Origin of the sequence: Alteromonas sp. C1M14 (assembly GCF_018860965.1) — a bacterium.
Classification (GTDB): domain Bacteria; phylum Pseudomonadota; class Gammaproteobacteria; order Enterobacterales; family Alteromonadaceae; genus Alteromonas.
Genome location: NZ_JAHKQF010000016.1, coordinates 17,976 through 36,359 on the forward strand (window position 1 = coordinate 17,976; position 18,384 = coordinate 36,359).

16 protein-coding genes and 1 tRNA gene are annotated in these 18,384 nt (G+C 44.0%); 6 read left to right on the forward strand and 11 right to left on the reverse strand.

What is annotated here, in order from left to right:
* Positions 1 to 22: 22 nt before the first annotated feature.
* The 5 genes from KO501_RS15850 to rmuC all read right to left on the reverse strand — a co-directional run bounded on the left by KO501_RS15850 (position 23) and on the right by rmuC (position 5,096).
* Positions 23 to 754 (reverse strand): OmpA family protein, encoded by a 732-nt coding sequence (locus KO501_RS15850; RefSeq protein ID WP_216030674.1) that lies wholly within the window; start codon positions 752 to 754, stop codon positions 23 to 25.
* Between the two features lie 3 nt (positions 755 to 757).
* The gene (gene zorA / locus KO501_RS15855; protein ID WP_216030675.1) at positions 758 to 2,836 is read right to left on the reverse strand and encodes an anti-phage ZorAB system protein ZorA; all 2,079 of its coding nucleotides are present in this window, start codon (positions 2,834 to 2,836) and stop codon (positions 758 to 760) included.
* Between the two features lie 118 nt (positions 2,837 to 2,954).
* Entirely contained in the window at positions 2,955 to 3,722 is a 768-nt protein-coding gene (locus tag KO501_RS15860) for an HNH endonuclease (protein WP_216030676.1), read from the reverse strand.
* A gap of 373 nt (positions 3,723 to 4,095) precedes the next feature.
* Positions 4,096 to 4,524: an HNH endonuclease gene (locus KO501_RS15865; protein ID WP_216030677.1), complete on the reverse strand. Its 429-nt coding sequence runs from the start codon at positions 4,522 to 4,524 to the stop codon at positions 4,096 to 4,098.
* Entirely contained in the window at positions 4,524 to 5,096 is a 573-nt protein-coding gene (gene rmuC / locus KO501_RS15870; RefSeq protein WP_216030678.1) for a DNA recombination protein RmuC, read from the reverse strand. The genes KO501_RS15865 and rmuC overlap by 1 nt, the downstream gene beginning before the upstream one ends.
* A gap of 283 nt (positions 5,097 to 5,379) precedes the next feature.
* Here rmuC and KO501_RS15875 point away from each other — a divergent pair, with 283 nt between their 5' ends.
* A complete protein-coding gene (locus tag KO501_RS15875; RefSeq protein ID WP_216030679.1) occupies positions 5,380 to 6,237 on the forward strand; it encodes a WYL domain-containing protein in 858 nt (285 codons plus the stop codon).
* A 217-nt stretch (positions 6,238 to 6,454) separates the two neighbouring features.
* Here the strand turns inward: KO501_RS15875 and KO501_RS15880 are convergent.
* The 4 genes from KO501_RS15880 to apbC all read right to left on the reverse strand — a co-directional run bounded on the left by KO501_RS15880 (position 6,455) and on the right by apbC (position 9,853).
* Positions 6,455 to 6,531: transfer RNA gene (locus tag KO501_RS15880), tRNA-Pro, on the reverse strand.
* Between the two features lie 157 nt (positions 6,532 to 6,688).
* Positions 6,689 to 8,026: an SLC13 family permease gene (locus KO501_RS15885; protein WP_354667844.1), complete on the reverse strand. Its 1,338-nt coding sequence runs from the start codon at positions 8,024 to 8,026 to the stop codon at positions 6,689 to 6,691.
* A gap of 52 nt (positions 8,027 to 8,078) precedes the next feature.
* Positions 8,079 to 8,669 (reverse strand): dCTP deaminase, encoded by a 591-nt coding sequence (dcd, locus tag KO501_RS15890; protein ID WP_216030680.1) that lies wholly within the window; start codon positions 8,667 to 8,669, stop codon positions 8,079 to 8,081.
* A gap of 95 nt (positions 8,670 to 8,764) precedes the next feature.
* Positions 8,765 to 9,853, reverse strand: a complete 1,089-nt coding sequence (apbC, locus tag KO501_RS15895) for an iron-sulfur cluster carrier protein ApbC (protein ID WP_216030681.1) — start codon at positions 9,851 to 9,853, stop codon at positions 8,765 to 8,767.
* Between the two features lie 110 nt (positions 9,854 to 9,963).
* On the opposite strand from apbC, the gene metG reads away from it, so the two are divergent.
* The gene (gene metG / locus KO501_RS15900) at positions 9,964 to 12,027 is read left to right on the forward strand and encodes a methionine--tRNA ligase (RefSeq protein ID WP_216030682.1); all 2,064 of its coding nucleotides are present in this window, start codon (positions 9,964 to 9,966) and stop codon (positions 12,025 to 12,027) included.
* A 37-nt stretch (positions 12,028 to 12,064) separates the two neighbouring features.
* On the opposite strand, the gene KO501_RS15905 is transcribed toward metG, so the two are convergent.
* On the reverse strand, positions 12,065 to 12,817 hold the full coding sequence (locus KO501_RS15905) for a methyltransferase domain-containing protein (RefSeq protein ID WP_216030683.1): 753 nt from the start codon (positions 12,815 to 12,817) through the stop codon (positions 12,065 to 12,067).
* A gap of 88 nt (positions 12,818 to 12,905) precedes the next feature.
* On the opposite strand from KO501_RS15905, the gene gloB reads away from it, so the two are divergent.
* Together gloB and KO501_RS15915 are read left to right on the forward strand one after the other, a co-directional pair.
* Entirely contained in the window at positions 12,906 to 13,703 is a 798-nt protein-coding gene (gene gloB, locus KO501_RS15910; protein ID WP_216030684.1) for a hydroxyacylglutathione hydrolase, read from the forward strand.
* Positions 13,704 to 13,769: 66 nt separating this feature from the next.
* The gene (locus KO501_RS15915; protein ID WP_216030685.1) at positions 13,770 to 15,446 is read left to right on the forward strand and encodes a LysM peptidoglycan-binding domain-containing protein; all 1,677 of its coding nucleotides are present in this window, start codon (positions 13,770 to 13,772) and stop codon (positions 15,444 to 15,446) included.
* Between the two features lie 76 nt (positions 15,447 to 15,522).
* On the opposite strand, the gene cysS is transcribed toward KO501_RS15915, so the two are convergent.
* Positions 15,523 to 16,902, reverse strand: coding sequence for a cysteine--tRNA ligase (gene cysS, locus KO501_RS15920; RefSeq protein ID WP_216030686.1), 1,380 nt, complete (start codon positions 16,900 to 16,902; stop codon positions 15,523 to 15,525).
* A gap of 170 nt (positions 16,903 to 17,072) precedes the next feature.
* Here cysS and KO501_RS15925 point away from each other — a divergent pair, with 170 nt between their 5' ends.
* Both KO501_RS15925 and lpxH read left to right on the forward strand, forming a co-directional pair.
* A complete protein-coding gene (locus tag KO501_RS15925) occupies positions 17,073 to 17,567 on the forward strand; it encodes a peptidylprolyl isomerase (RefSeq protein WP_216030687.1) in 495 nt (164 codons plus the stop codon).
* A gap of 47 nt (positions 17,568 to 17,614) precedes the next feature.
* Positions 17,615 to 18,352 carry a UDP-2,3-diacylglucosamine diphosphatase gene (lpxH, locus tag KO501_RS15930; RefSeq protein WP_216030688.1) on the forward strand — a complete coding sequence of 246 codons (738 nt, stop codon included), beginning with the start codon at positions 17,615 to 17,617 and terminating at the stop codon, positions 18,350 to 18,352.
* The last annotated feature ends 32 nt before the right edge of the window (positions 18,353 to 18,384 follow it).

An 18,384-nucleotide genomic window follows, 5' to 3' on the forward strand; every position in this document is an offset into this window, starting at 1 on the left:
GCTCCATATGTCCAAGTTCCGTTTAGACATCTTTGGCCTTTTCATAATCTTCTAGCTTGGGTTTTTTAACTGTAAAACGGATATCAATGCGGCGATTTCTGGCTCTTTGCTCTTTTGTCTCTTCGGTTAAATCTACTCGACGAGTATCGGCATAACCACTCACAGAGAAGAGTAACTGGCCATTGAAATTTTCGAGTTCATTCAGTTTTGGCTCTAGCGAGATCTCGGTTTGCCATAGTTTCCATATTGATACCGCCCTGTCGGCAGATAAACCCCAATTACCTTTCCCGCGATACCATATACCAACACTATCGGTATGCCCTTCTACAAACACTGTATCTAGATACTTCCAACGCTCGTTGGTGGTAATCGCTTTATGCAGCGCAATGCCAATCGCTCTAACTTCTTCCTGTGTTTGTTCATCTTCAGGAAGCCTATCCTTAGCTGACTCAAATGAAAGCGTGCTTTCAGGAATTCGCAGAACCGTGTCGTTCTCAACTATTTCAACGTGAATGTTTTGTTTGGCCAGTTCTTCTTGAATATCGATAAGAATGTTTCTTCGAGCTTCTTCTGCTTTTTTAAGCTCTTCTATGCTGGCATCTATTTTTTCTGACTTTTGGGTAAGCTCAATAATAAGCGCCACTGCCGCCAGAATAAAAATCACTAACAACCCTGACATCAAATCAGAAAAGGACATCCAGTATGGATTTTCTTCATCGACGTTTACACTACCGCGATTGAATAACCTATCCATGTTTTACTCCAATTTAGCTTGTATCTCATCAACAACACTGGAAAGTGTTTTAACCGCTTTATTCATTTCCGTTGCATAACCAGTAACGGATTGAGACCAAATTTTCAAGTGTTCGGCAGTTTGTCCGTTCGCTTGTTTCGCATAGTCTTCGAGCATTTGGGTCATGTTGGAACTGAGTTGTTCTACTTCGTCTTTCAGATCGCCGATGAACTCTTTCTGCGTTACTTTGAGTTCTGAGAATGTTGAAGAGGCGCTTTCTATCAGGCCATTAAGCTGTGTGCTTAATTCACTAAATCGCGAAACATCCTTCATTAACTCTTCGCGCAGGCTTTCCATTCTTTGTGCAGACATCTGATTTTGATTTGCCAAGTCAGCTGTACTTTCTACTGCTTCTTTTATTGCGCCCGATAGCTTATTACCCGCCTCGTTAACATGAGAACTCAGTACCCGCATATTATCGGCTGAGACGCGCAGCTCAGTTGAAGATTCTCGCATGGCTTGTGTAGCTTGCGCACTGGCATCTACGGAAGAATTAATGCTGTTTTGCAGCGTTTGCCCTTGGGCTATTAATTGTTTAACAGTAGCCACCTGTTCGGCTACCGACTTTTCTACTGACTGAAGAATTTCATTTGAAAGTGTGGAAATAGCTTGGGTTTGTTGTTCAATCTTAGCATTCCGCTCAGTTTCCAGTTGTGAAGAACGCTGCTCCCTTTCATCAAATGACTTAGTCAGGCCACTAAGCTGAGTCTCTACAAAGGTACTCAACGTTTCACCCTGTCTGCGCGAGTTCTCTACCAGCTCATTTACCTGAGATTTAATTGTGCTCACCAATTCTTCATCTCTTTTAGCCGAAGCCTCTTCGCGAGATTTCATTTGTGTGGACATTTCGCCAATTTGATTTTCTACAAAGGATGTTAGCTTTTGATGAATCGCTTCCGACTGAGATGACAGACTGTTCACCTGATTTGAAATATCTGCGATTAGGGCTTTTTCACGTTCTCCTGAATCTGCCTGTGTTTTCTGTAATTGTTCAACAAAACTATTCATAGTCGTTTGCATGGCATCAACAGACTGGCTTACTTTAGATGAAACATCATCTAATGCCTGGCGCTGTTGATTTCCTGCTTGTCCGAACCCATCCATAAAACTTTGAAGTAGACCTTCTAGCGCTTTTTGATTACCTTCGGCGGTTTCGTCTACCAGCTTATTGATAGCCGGAGCCATGATTTCGGAAAGGCTTTTTTCTAAGCTTGATTGAATTCCCTGAGTAGCAGTGGCCACAGCATCCTGCATTTTTTCACCGATCTTTTCAGCTAAGCCTTGGAGAACTTCACGAGATTCAGAACTATTTTCAGATATTTTCTGAAGTTGTTCTTCTGGTCTAATTCGCGGGAAAAGCCAATCTACACGGTCTTCTATTACTCTGATTTCACGTCTTATGAGCTGTTCACAGAATTTTTCGAAAAAGTTGAAGATTACACTGAGGGCCACGCCCCAAACCGATGTTAAAAATGCAATTTTGGCACCATTGACTACACCGGCTACACCTTCTTGCATTTCATTTACATCAACACCTGCTCCTAATTTTAAATCGGCAAGTCCCAATTGGAGTCCCATAAAAGTACCAATAACACCAAGAGCCGTTAGGAAACCCGGTACAGCTGCAATCAAGCGATTCTCAGTAACGCTTCGAGCCAAGGTGTAAGAATTAAAAAAGTGACCCGCATCCAGCGTATTACGAAGTTCTATTTTATCGCCGTTTTGAATTTCAACGAGGGTTTCATCAAACTCCATCCACAAAAAGCCTATGCCTTTGTCTTTTTGCTTAGCCTGCTGATACAACTCCTCCCTCTTACTAGCAACATCCTCTCGTTTAAGAGGTTCTAATTTATTAGATAGCCAACTAAGCTTGAAGCCGGTTTTGATACATTTGTACAGAAAGAACCCAGCAAATACGACAGTTACAGCAATTAATAGCGCAACAAATAGTGTACTTAATTCAGTACCTGTTTGTGGGTGTAAAGTGAATTTTGAAAAGTCTGGGATTAGCCAAGAAAGCTCGATATGCTTTTCATTTGCCATTATTGATTCCTTTTAATAGTCGCAATACTTCAAAAAGCTGCTTTAATTTTTATTCTTATCGCCTTGATTATACTAAAGTATGAAAAAAGTTATACCTATGGTATTCAATTATAATAAGTTACCTAAGACAACAACGTTCAAACCGCCGCTTTAAATTTTCCTCCAGTTCACCAGATATGTCATACAAGACTACCTTTTCGTCGAATGCTTCATATTCTGTACCTCTTAATTTGCTATGAATATGAACTCTACCAAAATGATCTAAAGCAATTAGGTCTAGATCAAAAAGTGTATGAATGTCGGCGCGAAGCAGCAATCCATTGTGAACTGAATAATTGATTTCTTCAGAATGTGAAATAATGTGTGCGGCTTCGAGGATCGCTTCAACTTTGCAACCAGTGACACAGCATTGAGAGTTGAATGCAGTCAACAAATCCTTCCTAAAAGCAGGTTGCCCACGTCTGGATTTAATCTCTCGCAAAACTCTATTGTCTTCTGAATTTTTATCCTTTCTTGTTTCAACCTTGTTTCCTTTCGGGTCTTTGGTAATCTTGGTATGCAAAGTATCTAGCTGTCCATAAAAATAGGAAACTAAATACCCACTTTTATCGATACGCTTCTCATCATCATCCTTTTCCTGTGCAAGAATTGCACACCTTACACTAGCATTTGGGTATTCCTTTTGAAACTTCCCCGTTCCGAGATATTCGATAAACTGTTCTTCATCCATTCCCTTATAGTTATCAGAACTACCGGTCAGCGAAACATCTAGAGTCTCTTCTTCTGAGCCATTTTTGACAACGAATACTGGGTATACAGTCCTATATCCATTTTTTTCAATTGTAGAAATAGACCTTAGATGTCGTAACTTAGTTTTCTTTGCCATTATTATTATCCTTCGTGAGCAATACATTTCGAAATTAAGTTTATTCTCTGAATTTCCTCAGCTTTATTCGAAATAACCATCAAGAAATTTATCATTATACACAACAATATTTAATGCCTGAGTACGTTAAACTACTACGTTTAGTCGATTGTTATTTAAAGAAAGCCGGCACGTGTTGGCGGATCCAGAACTTGACTGGCAGTCACAGAAACGATGACAACCTGTCAGCCACGATATGAATGAAGAATGCGTGTAAAATTACCAAATAAAGAAAGCTGAAAATCAGGTTACTGATTTATTGCATATAACTTTCTTTGAACTCAATCGGCTAACTTTTCAGTATTTATGTAATGTAAAACAGAAACTATCAACATTAGCCTGAGCACAGACTTTCATTATCCATTTTGCCGAAATTACAATCCTCACAGAGAACCTGTAAATTAGATATATCAAGCGCCAAATGCGGATATTTTGAGCGTGGTTTAATATGATCAACGTGCATAACGCTGCCATGTTGAATACCAGAGCCGCAATAAGTGCAGAGACCATCAGACTCTCGCAGAACTGTAAGCCGTAGCGTTCGCCATGCTCTTGTTTGGTAAAAGCTTGTTTCAGATTTTGCGCTCACAGGTAATTGACAAAGTGTTTCAATGACCTCTGGTTTACTGTTAAAGCGATATATAATTGCCCGCCCATCGTTTTTTTCAAACCATTTACGCATACTCGTTATTGCTCTGGAATAGCTTTTGTAGGTTTTGCGAGTCATTTTACCGGCTAACTCATAAGTCACATCCACGCTCATTATTCAGCCTCCGATGCTATTACAAGCGAATCAGCAATATCCGATTTTGCCAGTATATTTTCGGGTATATCGTTTTTAACCCTAACCCCTTGCTCTTTAAACTGTTCGGCTTGGCGAACTAAATTACCATTGCCATTCCTCAAGGTTTTCATAGCATCATCAAACGTTACTTGTGCGGTATTTAATTGGCCTCCCAGCTTATCCATTTTCACTAAAAAAACCCGCAGCTTGTCGTAAACAAGTCCAGCTCGCTCTGCAAATTCAGCCGCTTTTTTATTTTGACGTTCAATAGTCCAGATACTAGACACAGTTTTTAATGTTGCCAGCAACGTTGTCGGTGTAACAATAACGATATGTTTAGTAAAGGCCTCTTCAAACATCGTGAAACCAGCCTGCAATGCTACATTAAATGCGGGCTCAACTGGAAAACACAGGGTTTTCTTATCTAGCTGTAGCATGTAAGAGTTACCCTTCTGGCAGATCTCCATACCTAATGCTTCTAACACCAAAATAAGATTAGGTGATATTCCCCGTTGCTGAAAACGTTTCTTTGCGTGCTGAGATAGCGTCATAAGTCATTCCTCTTCGTTTATTAAATAGACTATATGTCGCAATTGACGACAGTTAAATAACTGTAAACATACACATGTCGCCTAATCAGGCACGACTGAATGCTCAAGAGTTTTCCTTTTAAACCTATAGAAAAATTTTATCATTATAATCTGTTACTTATGATATATATCAGTTATTCCTCTGTCGTAAAAACATACATATCAACAAGTGTTTTTTTGTCATAAAGGGTATTTTGTGTTTTTATTTGGTGAATAATGTATCGTGAATAGAGACAGGTAATTTATGAAGTGGCCGTACAGGTATGATCTACTGCAACGCTATCGTCTGATTGAAATCGTTGCTATCTGGGAGGGAAAGCTGAATGCAGGTCATTTGATCGATCACTTCGGTATTGGCCGCCAACAAGCATCCAAAGACATTAACAATTATCTCAACGAGATCGCTCCGGGAAACCTTGTATACAATAGCTCGTTAAAAGGCTACGAGCCCTCGTCCGATTTCAAACCTGTAGTAACTTCTTGTGTTGTTGATGAATATTTACAGCTTGTTCAGAGAAACTCTGATTTAACGTCTACTTTCGAAAGTCTTGTACTTGGCTTCAATCATACAACTAGAGTTCCTTTACCCAGTTTTCAGATTAAACCCGAAGTGATAAGACCGATAGTAAAAGCCTGCCGGTTAGGAGAAAGGCTTGAAGTAGATTATCGTTCTGTTAATTCACCAAACAAAGACGGAAGGATCATCGTCCCGCATTCTATTGTGCATTCCGGCATGCGCTGGCATGTTCGTGCTTATTGCGAGAAAAATCAGGAATTCCGAGATTTTGTCCTGACCCGTTTTTTTGAAATCCCTGAATCAGCGGGTACAGCTACAATATCCCCTGAAAGTGATGATTCGTGGCATACAAAGGTTAATGTTTGCTTTAAGCCAGATCCTCGTTTATCTCCCGCTCAACAGGAAGTTGTTGCAAATGACTATGGCATGAAAGAAGGGATATTGGTGATCAAAGTCCGCGCCGCTTTGGTCCATTACCTGCTTCAGATGATGAAGATTGACCCTAATATTTTGCAAGGGAAGCCCACTGCACAACAGATTGTTATCGATAATTTAGAAGCAATTGAAAAGTGGTTATTTAAATAATCCATTATAAATATTTCTATTAAAATTAACGATCCACTCTGAATGGAAGAAGTTCAAACGTAAATGACTTCAGTAAACCTTTGTGGAACATCATTTAACACCAAAGATTTTATTAGCATGGATCTAAATTGACAGAAGTTTTCAAGCGGGTAAATTACAGTTAAGTACACATTTTGAATTTGTGAGCATGGGATATCGCTGAAAGCGAGGGAGAGATTGGTCGGTGTGAGAGGATTTGAACCTCCGACCCCTGACACCCCATGACAGTGCGCTACCAAGCTGCGCCACACACCGACCGAAAGAGCCGACAAGTCTACTTATTTTTACCCACTTTGCAACGACAAATATGGGAAATTTAAACTAAGCGACTAAATCGTAACCAAATAGCGCTATTTTTCTGCAGGCCTTTAATCCTATAGCCAATAAGTGCGCCTATTTATCACGCTAACGCCTATTGAAGAGTGACCAAACACACTACACTTACCACGCATGCCACCAGCACATTTAGCATCATCCCTTCTCGGGCCATGGTTTTTATATCAAACACTCCGGTGGAGTAAGCAATAGCATTCGGCGCTGTAGCCACAGGCAACATAAATGCACAACTGGCGCTAATCGACGCCGGTATCATAAGTAATTTAGGATCTACTCCCACTCCGGCACCCGCTGCAGCGAGAATAGGCATAAGTAACGTGGCGGTAGCCGTATTCGAGGTGATTTCCGTCAGGAAGGTTACAAACAAGCAAATAAACAGCACCAACAGAATTACCGGCAAGGTAGAAAGCGCCGTCATCCACTCCCCCATCACCATGCTTAAACCAGAAGCGCTAAAGGCTTTAGCAATACAAATACCACCTGCAAAAAGTAATAACATCCCCCAAGGAATATCGTTGGCAGTATCCCAATCCAGCAGTTTTTCGTGTTTATGACCGCTGTTCACCATAAACATCGCTACCACACCTGCCACTGCAATTGTGCTGTCACTGATAGTGGTAATATCTAACCAGCCAGTCCAAAAGGGTCTAAACACCCAACCCATGGCTACCGTACCAAAAATCGCCAACACCCGCTTTTCCGCGGTCGACCAGGCTCCTGGCTCAGGTAGATTAATATCATCTATTTTACCTAACCCCCTACCCAACCACATCGCCATCACTGGAATTCCCACAAGTACAATAGGAATACCCGTTTTCATCCAGTCGACAAAATTATATTCAATACCTTGGGTTTCTTCGTACACACTCATAAATATAATATTTGGAGGTGTACCAATAGGCGTGCCAACACCACCTAAGCTGGCGGCGTATGCAATGCCTAGTAATAAGGCAATACCAAAACGCTTGTGCTCAGTGGCTTTAATAATAGCCATGGCCATGGGCAAGATCATCAGCATGGTTGCTGTGTTGCTGATCCACATACTTAATACCGCGGTGGTTAGCATAAACCCAAGCACCAATTTTAAACCGCTGCCCGTTCCTGTCAGGCGCAACATATAAATGGCTAGCCGTTTATGCAGATTCGCTTTTTCTAACCCTTTAGAAAGCATTGACGCGGCCATCAATAACACAATGACATGGTTACCCAACGCCGACGCCGCTTCACTGTGAGTAATAACGCCAGCTAACGGAAATAATGCAAAGGGAATCAGTGATGTGGCGGGTATGGGCAAGGCTTCGGTTACCCACAAAATAGCAACAAACGTCGTGATACCCGCGGTGTAGGCAATCGCAGAGGTTTGCCCACTAGCCATTAAGATAATCGTTAGAAGTACTGATACCGCAAAGGCAATGGATAAGGTTAAACTACTTTTTATCACTGCCCGCTCCTTTTTATTATCTGGGCTATTTTTCTCTATCAGAGGAAATGCGACTTGCTATCGCACCATCCTGGCCTTTGTACTTAGCATCAATGCGTGCGTTGTAAGGCTTTTCAGCAGGCTGAGAAAGCACTTCAAAACTCAGCGCACCAATTTTCATCAGTGGCCGTAAAGCAAGCGGTAGCTTACCGCTGTTATAGAATTCAAGTACAATATTGCCCGACCAACCGGGATCTATGCGATGGGCAGTAACATGCACCATCAGGCCAAGTCGAGCTAAGGACGAACGTCCATCTAACCATCCTACGATATTATCCGGCAAAGTTACAGACTCGTGTGTAATGGCCAACGCCAGTTCCCCGGGATGAAGAAAAAATGCTTTACCATCAGCAAGTTCAATCTCATCGCTCATCACCGAATTTAAGGCTTCTTGCACCTCGGCTTTCGGACCGCTTAAATCGATAAAAGGGGCTTTATAATCTTCGAAAACGCGAAACTTGTTACCCAAACGGATATCGATTGTAACGCCGCTTATCTGGTCATATTCTGGGGTTGGGTCAATGGCTATTTTGCCCTCTTGGAGATACGTAAAAATATCTCGGTCACACAAACGCATAAAATTAAAATCCTGACAAAAATAATGACGAACATTATGCGTGGCCCTAAGGCCTGGCACAATGCACAACTTACATGGATAGTCTTTTCATGTAATTAAAGCTGGGTTAAACCGATGGTTTCGCCACGAATGTTACTGTCTGAGTCTCTTGGCGACAATGTCATCGCCATCTGCATCGACAAAGCTCGGGCCGCTTCACGATAGATATTAGCAACAGCATTATCAGGTTTGTCCACGACTAAGGGCTTGCCAAGATCAGCATGTTCGCGAATAGAAACATCCAATGGCAATGCCCCCAGCAACGGCAGAGAGTATCGGTCTGCCAATGCCTTCCCCCCATCTTGCGCAAACAAGTAATCCTTATGGCCACAGGCAGAGCATTGGTAGTAACTCATGTTTTCTACCAGTCCCACCACAGGTACATTTACCTTCTCGAACATGGAAATCCCTTTTTGCGCATCGGCCACAGCCAAGTCTTGTGGGGTAGTTACCACTACGGCTGCACTCAATGGTACCTGTTGCGCCATCGTTAGCTGTATATCACCGGTTCCCGGGGGCATATCCACGATAAGATAATCTAACACCGGCCAACGGGTCTCTTCCACAAGTTGCGTCAGCGCCCGGCTTGCCATTGGGCCTCGCCACACCGCGGCATCTTCAGCGGGCACTAAGTAACCAATGGAGTTGGCTACCATGCCCCATGCTTCTATAGGTTGCATGTGCTTATTGTCTTCACTGGCTGGGCGAGCATCGGGGTTGCCCAACATAATAGGCACCGAAGGCCCGTAAATGTCAGCATCAAGAATGCCCACCTTGGCGCCTTCTTGCATCAATGCAAAAGCTAGGTTCAAACTTGTGGTCGATTTACCCACGCCGCCTTTGCCTGAAGCGATGGCCACCACGTTTCGAATATTGGTTACTGGCGGCAGCTTGGTTTGCACACCAGATATCTTCTGAGTAATTGTTAACTCAACTTGCAAAAAACCTGCTTTTTGCAGTGCATCTGTGATGATTTGGCGTACAGATTCATATTGGGTTTGGGCACAAAAAGGCAGTGTAATCTCTAGACAACCGTTGTTGTTGCTACACCACGGTTGGGTTTGCGTTAAGCTTAAGGCATAATAATCTGCTAAAGATTGTGCAGCGACATTTAGCATCTTGTCGCCTTTTTGAGAAAAGAACATAATTCACCTTCAAATTGTGCATGGCCTCGCCATTTTCGTAATGCAAAAGCGGTGCGATTCCGCTAGTATTTGCAGCCATTTTCTAACGCTAGAGAACAGAACCTATTATTATGTCTGAAAACACGTCGACTTCTGTTGCACCGGCTAATGCGCCACGTCGCATTTTGGTAACCAGTGCCCTGCCGTATGCGAACGGCTCTATCCATCTCGGACATCTACTGGAACATATCCAGACCGATATCTGGACGCGCTTTCAGCGTCTACGCGGACACGAATGCTACAGTGTGTGTGCTGACGATGCCCATGGTACGCCGGTTATGCTTAAAGCACAGGAACTGGGTATCACGCCAGAAGAAATGGTAGCCCGCACTCGCGCCGAGCATCATCAGGATCTGCAGGATTTCTTCGTTGAGTACGACAATTATTATGTGACTCACTCACCGGAAAACAAGGCCTTATGTGAGTCAATTTACCAACGACTTGATGACGCAGGTTATATAAGCAAGCGTACCATCAATCAGTTGTACGACCCACAAAAAGAAATGTTTTTGCCAGATCGTTTTGTAAAAGGGACTTGCCCCAGCTGTGGTGCTGAAGATCAAAATGGTGATAGCTGTGATGTTTGTGGCGCAACGTACAGTCCCACAGAGCTAAAAGACCCTCGCAGTATGGTCTCTGGCGCGACGCCGGTGCTAAAAGAATCCGAGCACTTTTTCTTCGATTTGCCACAATTTGAAGGCATGCTCAAAACGTGGATCCGCTCGGGTGCGCTGCAAGAAGAAATGGCGAATAAACTGCAAGAATGGTTTGAAGAAGGGTTACAACAGTGGGATATCAGCCGCGATGCCCCCTACTTCGGCTTTGAAATTCCTGGCGCACCCAATAAGTTCTTTTATGTATGGGTAGACGCGCCCGTGGGCTATATGGCCAGTTTTCAGCATTTCTGTAATCAAAACAATGTGAACTTTGATGATTTTTGGATGCCAGGAAAAGACACCGAGCTTTATCATTTCATCGGTAAAGACATTACCTACTTCCATTGTCTGTTTTGGCCCGCCATGCTGGAAGGTGCAGGTTTCCGCAAGCCAACCGGTGTTAATATTCACGGGTTTGTTACCGTAAATGGCGCGAAAATGTCTAAGTCTCGAGGCACCTTTATTAAGGGCCGCACTTACCTCGACCATTTAGATCCAGAATATTTACGCTATTATTTTGCCTCTAAGCTTGGCGATGGGGTAACAGATATCGACCTCAACTTTACCGACTTTGCTCAGAAGGTTAACTCTGACCTAGTAGGGAAAGTAGTAAATATCGCCAGTCGTTGTGCCAGCTTTATTACCAAACGCTTTGATGGCACCTTGTCAGAAACCATCTTAGATGAAGCCTTGATGGCAGAGTTTCATCAAGCCGCGGACAGCATTGCAGCGAACTTTGAAAACCGTAAATACCATCAAGCCGTGCGAGAAATTATGGCGCTGGCCGATAAGGCCAACCAGTTCATTGATGCCAACGCCCCTTGGGTGAGTATTAAAGACGACACCAAACAGCAATTTACCCACGATGTCTGTTCCATGGGTATTAATATGTTCCGAATTTTGGTGGCCTATCTCAAGCCCGTGCTTCCTATCTTAGCGCAAAAAGCAGAAGCTTTTCTTAATGACACCCTAACTTGGGAAAGCACGCAAACGGTGCTCACCGGGCACAGCATTAATAAATTCAAGGCTATGATGCAACGCATCGATATGGAGAAAATAGACGCCATGGTAGAAGATTCAAAAGAGAGCCTAGCGGCAGCTTCCGCTGTGAAACTGGATCCAGAAAGCCCCCTTGTAAAAGATCCTATCAGTGAAGAAATCACCTTTGATGATTTTGCTAAAGTGGATTTTCGTATTGCTCGTATCGCTAATGCGGAACATGTAGAGAAAGCAGATAAACTTCTTCGCTTAGAGCTAGACTTAGGCGGTGAAACCCGACAAGTATTTGCGGGCATAAAATCGGCCTATGATCCAAAGGATCTTATCGGTAAACATACGGTAATGGTTGCGAATCTTGCACCTCGGAAGATGCGCTTTGGTATGTCAGAAGGGATGGTGTTAGCCGCTGGACCAGGAGGTAAAGACCTCTATATTCTTGAACCCCATGAAGGCGCTAAACCCGGTATGCGAGTTAAGTAACCCTCAGATACAAAAAACCTGACTTCGGTCAGGTTTTTTATTTGTGCTTTACCACGTGATGAGACTTCACCTGCATGCTAGCCCCCACGGCGGAAAAATTCGGTTTTAACTTCCATTTCGGTTTAATGGTAGTCATGGGGACCACCCGCTTTCTTGCTAATATAACGTAAACAGAACTACACCACGGCACATAACGTGAAATACGCAGTTGCCAAGGCCTTGGCACTATGCGATTTTTCATAAACAACATAGAAAAAAGGATGTGGCGAGTTTCAATAATTTCATAACCAAGTAGCTGCAACCAATCTTTCACTCTAGCAGAAGAAAAAAAGCGCGCATCATGGAGTACATTCCCTCGTTTTAGCGGCAGATACTTGCCAATACCGGTAAGGCTAAAAGGGTTAAAACCACTTAAAATAATGTAACCGTCTTGATTGATACAACGGTCTACTTCTCGCAAAACTTGATGGGGATCTTGGCAAAAATCCAATTCATTGGCTAACAAGAAGCCGTCAATACTGTTTTCTACGTAAGGCAAGGCTGACGACTCACCAATAACGTGAGTATGTTCATTTAGGACAGGAGTTTGATTAACCTGATGGGTTATACTGCACTTTGAAAGGGAAATTTGAGCACTTAAAGTGCCTAATTTCACAAAATGGTAGCCAAAGATTCGTTTTGCATAGGTGTTACTTACCCCTTGTATAGCGCGACAGATAGCCTCTCCAGCAGGCAATTGCGACCAGCTTTCAGGGTAACGTGGGACGCGCGCGCGATAGGCCAATTTCATTGATTTTTTTCACTGATCCATATAGTTGCAGTGTCGCTATCAAGTTTCTATAGTATCGCATAATTCTCTTATCACAAGCAGGTATATTATGAACCCACCATCGTCAAGTCTACCCGACCAGGTAGTTATTACGCCGGTTCAGGCCTTTTCCGACAATTATATTTGGTGCCTTCATGACGACAAGGCCGTGGTCGTGGTTGATCCCGGCGACGCCACACCCGTTTTGGCATTTTGTAAGCAACACAACCTTACCCTGTCAGGGATCCTTATCACCCACCATCACCATGATCACACCGGTGGCATTAGCCAGTTAGTTTCATCATTCCCTGACATCCCAGTGATTGGACCAAGCGGTGGTCATATCAAAGGGATCACTCAGGCCGTAAAACAAGGTGATACCATCACCCTATCCCCCTTTCAATGTCATTTCGATGTGATAGAAGTACCTGGGCATACCCTTGATCACCTCGCTTTTTATGGACATGGCGTATTATTTTGTGGCGACACGTTATTTTCTGGCGGTTGCGGGCGTCTATTTGAAGGCTCCCCAGAGCAAATGCGCCACTCCTTAAACGCGTTACAACGGTTACCTGAACAAACCCTGGTGTACTGTGCCCACGAATATACACAAGCCAACATGACATTTGCTCTTGCTGTCGAGCCCAATAATAACGCGCTACAACAGCATGCAGACAAAGTAAGCACGCTGCGCAAGCATCAGCAAATCACTTTGCCGTCCTCGCTTGCTGTGGAAAAATCCATCAACCCTTTCCTTCGTAGCCATCTGCAAACAGTGGCAGAATCAGCCAAGGAGTACGCAGGGCATACTCTCACTGACGAAGACGCCATTTTTGCTACCATTCGTCGTTGGAAGGATGAGTTTTAATGCATTCCACGCTAACAATTGTTAGGCTATAACATTTTTATAATGTAATTAAGAGGCAGCACAAGAATGAAGACGACACTGGGCCTTATCGCCGGTATGTCAATGATAACGCTGTTATCTGGTTGTCAGTTAACCGAGTCAGAAGTGGCAGCCAATAACGCTGCCCCTGAAATCAATAAGCCCGAACCTGACACCTGTGAAGTGGGACAAACAAAAATCGACGATGCCCAAGACTGCCAGGTCGCAAAGGAAGGTGTCATCGAAGTGGTGCATCCTGTTGATGATGTGGATGAAGCATTGGAAGACGCCGTTTCTGTAGACGAACCAGAAAATGCCGAGGTCAATGATGTATGGACACGGTTAAGCAATCAGTTCGCACTTACCATCCCTGACGATGAGCGCGTAGCACTACAACGAGATTGGTACTTAAAACATCCTCAATACATGGCCCGAGTGGTTAATCGAGCTCGCCCGTTTTTGTACTATATTGCCGATGAGCTTGAACAAGGTGGGATCCCTCTGGAAATCGCTCTGTTGCCCATCGTTGAAAGCGCCTTTGACCCCTTCGCCTACTCTCACGGACGCGCCGCCGGCATGTGGCAATTTATTCCAGGTACGGGAAAGCGCTTTGGCATGCGCCAAAGTTGGTGGTATGACGGCCGCAGAGACATCGTAGCCTCTACCCAAGGGGCCATTGCATACCTGAGTTATCTTAATAAAATGTTCGACGGTGACTGGTTAAACGCCCTCGCGGCTTATAACAGTGGCGAAGGTCGTGTGCTTCGCGCCATTAAACGCAATAAGAAAGCGGGTAAGAAAACCGACTTTTGGTCGCTGGATTTACCATCAGAAACCCGGGCATACGTACCTAAGTTATTGGCATTAGCCGATATTCTAAAGCATCGAGACACGTACAACTTTAAATGGCCGGCCATCGAAAATGTGGAAGTTGTCAGTTTAGTCGATATCGATTCTCAAATTGATTTGGCTTTTGCTGCCGATTTAGCAGATATGGATTTGGAAGATCTTCATGCCCTCAATCCTGGCTTCAACCGTTGGGCAACGGATCCTGACGGCCCTCATCATTTACTTTTACCCGTGGATAAAGCCAAAAGCTTTTCTCAGCAACTTGCCTCCATTGACCAACAAGATCGTTTAAATTGGGTACGCCATACCGTTAAGCGAGGCGACAGCCTGTTAAAGCTTGCCAACCAATATCACACCACCGCCGGCATCATTAAGAAGGTCAATAATCTTTCTTCAAACATGATTCGAATTGGTGATGCAATCATGGTTCCTGTGGCATTAAAAGAGTTAGATAGCTACTCTCTTAGCCAAGATCAACGTTTAGCCTCGCTGCAAAATAAAACCCGTAGTAACACGAAAATTGCTTATAAGGTTAAATCGGGAGATACGTTGTGGGATATCGCTCGCTTTTATAAAGTAAGCACAAGAGATTTAGCCAAGTGGAATGGCATGGCACCATCAGATCCACTAATGCCAGGTAAAACCTTGGTAGTCTGGCAAGGTAAAAAGAAAGACGCCACCGCCGACACTGGCGTATTGCGCTCGTTAACTTACACCGTGAGATCCGGTGATAGCCTTTCTCGTATTGCCGGTAAATTTAACGTTAAAGTATCCGATATCACCAGCTGGAATAATTTAAGTTCCAAAAAGTACCTTCAGCCTGGACAAAAACTGACCTTACATGTGGATGTTACCCGCCTAAAAAATGTAGGGTAAAGATAACCCAACGGTCATACAAAAAAAGGGGCATATTATGCCCCTTTTTTTTCTTGCCAGTAAGGTAATACGACCCTTAGGCTTTACGCCAGCTCGTCCCTGACGGTCCGTCTTCCAGTACCACACCCATGGCCGTTAAAGCATCGCGCGCCGCGTCTGCAGCAGCCCAATCTTTTTCTGCGCGGGCGTCGTTTCGCTGTTTTATCAACGCTTCCACTTTTGCCGCTTCATCGTTATCACCACCACCTTGTAGCCAAGACTCCGGAGCGGTTTGTAATATCCCTAATATAGCCCCCAACCCTTTTAGTACAGCGGCTAACTTGGCAGACTCAGCCACATTCGCCTTTTGCTTGTTTAAATCTCGTGCTAGTTCAAACAATACAGACATTGCCTCAGGCACATTTAAATCATCATCCATGGCGGCTTCAAATTTTGCTAAGTAGCCGCCATAAGCTAGGTCAGTATTTTCATCTATCTCTACTCCACGCAATGCGGTATAAAGACGTTCGAGCGCAGACTTAGCCTGTTCGATGTTGTCTTGAGAGTAACTCAACTGACTCCGATAATGAGCTGACATAAGAAAGAAACGTAACGATTCAGCATCGTGCTGTTTTAGTACATCTCGCAAGGTAAAAAAGTTACCCAACGATTTAGACATTTTCTCGTTGTCCACCTGCACCATCCCTGTGTGCATCCACACATTCACATAGGGTGTATCAAAAGCACAGCAAGATTGAGCCACTTCGTTTTCGTGATGGGGAAAGGTTAAATCAGAACCGCCACCGTGAATATCAAAGTGTGCACCTAAATGTTTATGATTCATGGCCGAACACTCAATGTGCCATCCCGGGCGACCTTCTCCCCAAGACGATGACCATGCCGGCTCTTGAGGTTTTGCTTTTTTCCAAAGCACGAAATCCAGCGGATCATCTTTGCCCGCGGCGACTTCTACCCGCGCCCCCGCTTGCAATTGCTCAAGGTTTTGTTTGCTTAACTTACCGTATTGAGGAAACTTACTAACATCAAACAACACATCGCCACTGTCAGCGATATAAGCAAACCCTTTATCAACCAACTTCTCGATAATATCGATAATTTCTGGCATGTGGGTAGTGACCCGAGGTTCGATATCCGGCTCTAGCAAGTTTATGGCAGCGAAGTCATCGTGCATCATGGCGATGGTGCGTGCGGTGAGAGCGGTGGTTGTTTCTCCATTTTCCGCTGCACGAGCAATAATTTTATCGTCCACGTCGGTAATATTACGTACATACTTAACGTCATAGCCCAGATGCCGGAGATAACGAACCAAAACATCAAAACTTAAATAGGTACGGGCATGCCCCATGTGACTTACGTCATACACCGTAATACCACACACGTATAACCCCACTTTTCCTTCCTCCAACGGAACAAAAGGTGCTTTTTCACGGGTGCGTGTATTGTAAAGGTGTAACATGTTATTCCTCTGTCTTCAAAGTAGCGTAAATTCGGGGCGAAAGTGTAGCACTCCCCGCCCCCGGCGCACAGTTTTTGTCGGCCTTTTCTCAGTGAATAATTTAACTTGGCACTGAAATCAGCTACCATTGGCCCACTTTAAACGCCGAAGATACAAAACGAGGGGCGCCAATGGTCACATTTAAAACAAATTTCGGGGATATCACCCTAGAATTATTTGCTGATAAAGCACCAGTAACCGTAGAAAACTTTCTTAGCTACGTAAAAGACGGGTTTTACGACAATACGATCTTTCATCGTGTCATAGACGGTTTTATGATCCAAGGTGGTGGTATGACTGCTGATATGGAACAAAAACCGACTAAAGATCCTATTGCCAATGAAGCCAACAACGGTGTTGCCAACGAACAAGGCACCATTGCTATGGCCCGTACTAACGATCCCCATTCAGCCACCGCTCAATTTTTTATTAACGTAAAAGATAACGACTTTCTTAACTTTACTGCTGAAAATATGCATGGCTGGGGCTATTGCGCCTTTGGTAAAGTGGTTGAAGGTATGGACGTGGTAGAAAAAATAAAGAACGTCAAAACCGGTAATAACGGATATCATCAGGATGTGCCTGTTGAGCCTGTTATCATCGAACAAGCCGTTATTACTGAATAATCTTCTTTTGGGGCGGTACCGCCGCCCCGTATCAATGTTGCCAATTCATGTCATTTACTTATTTCATCGCTGATTTACACCTAAGCGAAGATCGCCCAGATATCACTCAGTGTTTGCTGTCCTTTCTTGACCACGAAGCACCTCAGGCTGATGCCCTTTACGTGCTTGGCGATCTCTTTGAAGTGTGGATAGGTGATGACAATATCACCCCGTTCAATAACACCATCGCCGATGCTTTCAAAGCAGTAAGCCGCACTACCCCAGTATACTTCATTCATGGAAATCGGGATTTTGCTATTCGTGAAGGTTGGGCGACTAAAGCGGGCATGACACTACTGCCTGAACAGACCGTGGTCAATTTGTATGGTGAACGTACGTTACTAAGTCATGGTGACGAGTTATGCACCCGAGACGTGGCTTACCAGAAATTTCGTAAAAAAAGCCGGGGATGGTGGTGGCCTCGCTTGATGCTTGCCCTGCCACTTTGGTACCGCAGGCGTGTAGCCGAAAATGGTCGGCGTAAAAGCAAGCTCAATCAACAGGGCCTAAAACCTGAAATCATGGATGTCACACCTGAAGAAGTGGTCAAAACCATGGCCAAGTACCAGGTGCAGCGGCTTATTCACGGACACACACACCGGCCACAAATTCATTCTTTAGACGTCAATGGCAAGCCCGCCACCCGCATTGTGTTAGGGGATTGGTATGATCAAGGCTCGGTACTTACAGTTAGTGCCGATAAGGTATTGTTAGAAAACAGAAAGTTCGGTACTACTTCCAGTTAGCATTACCTATCACCTTACAATTTGTACAAATA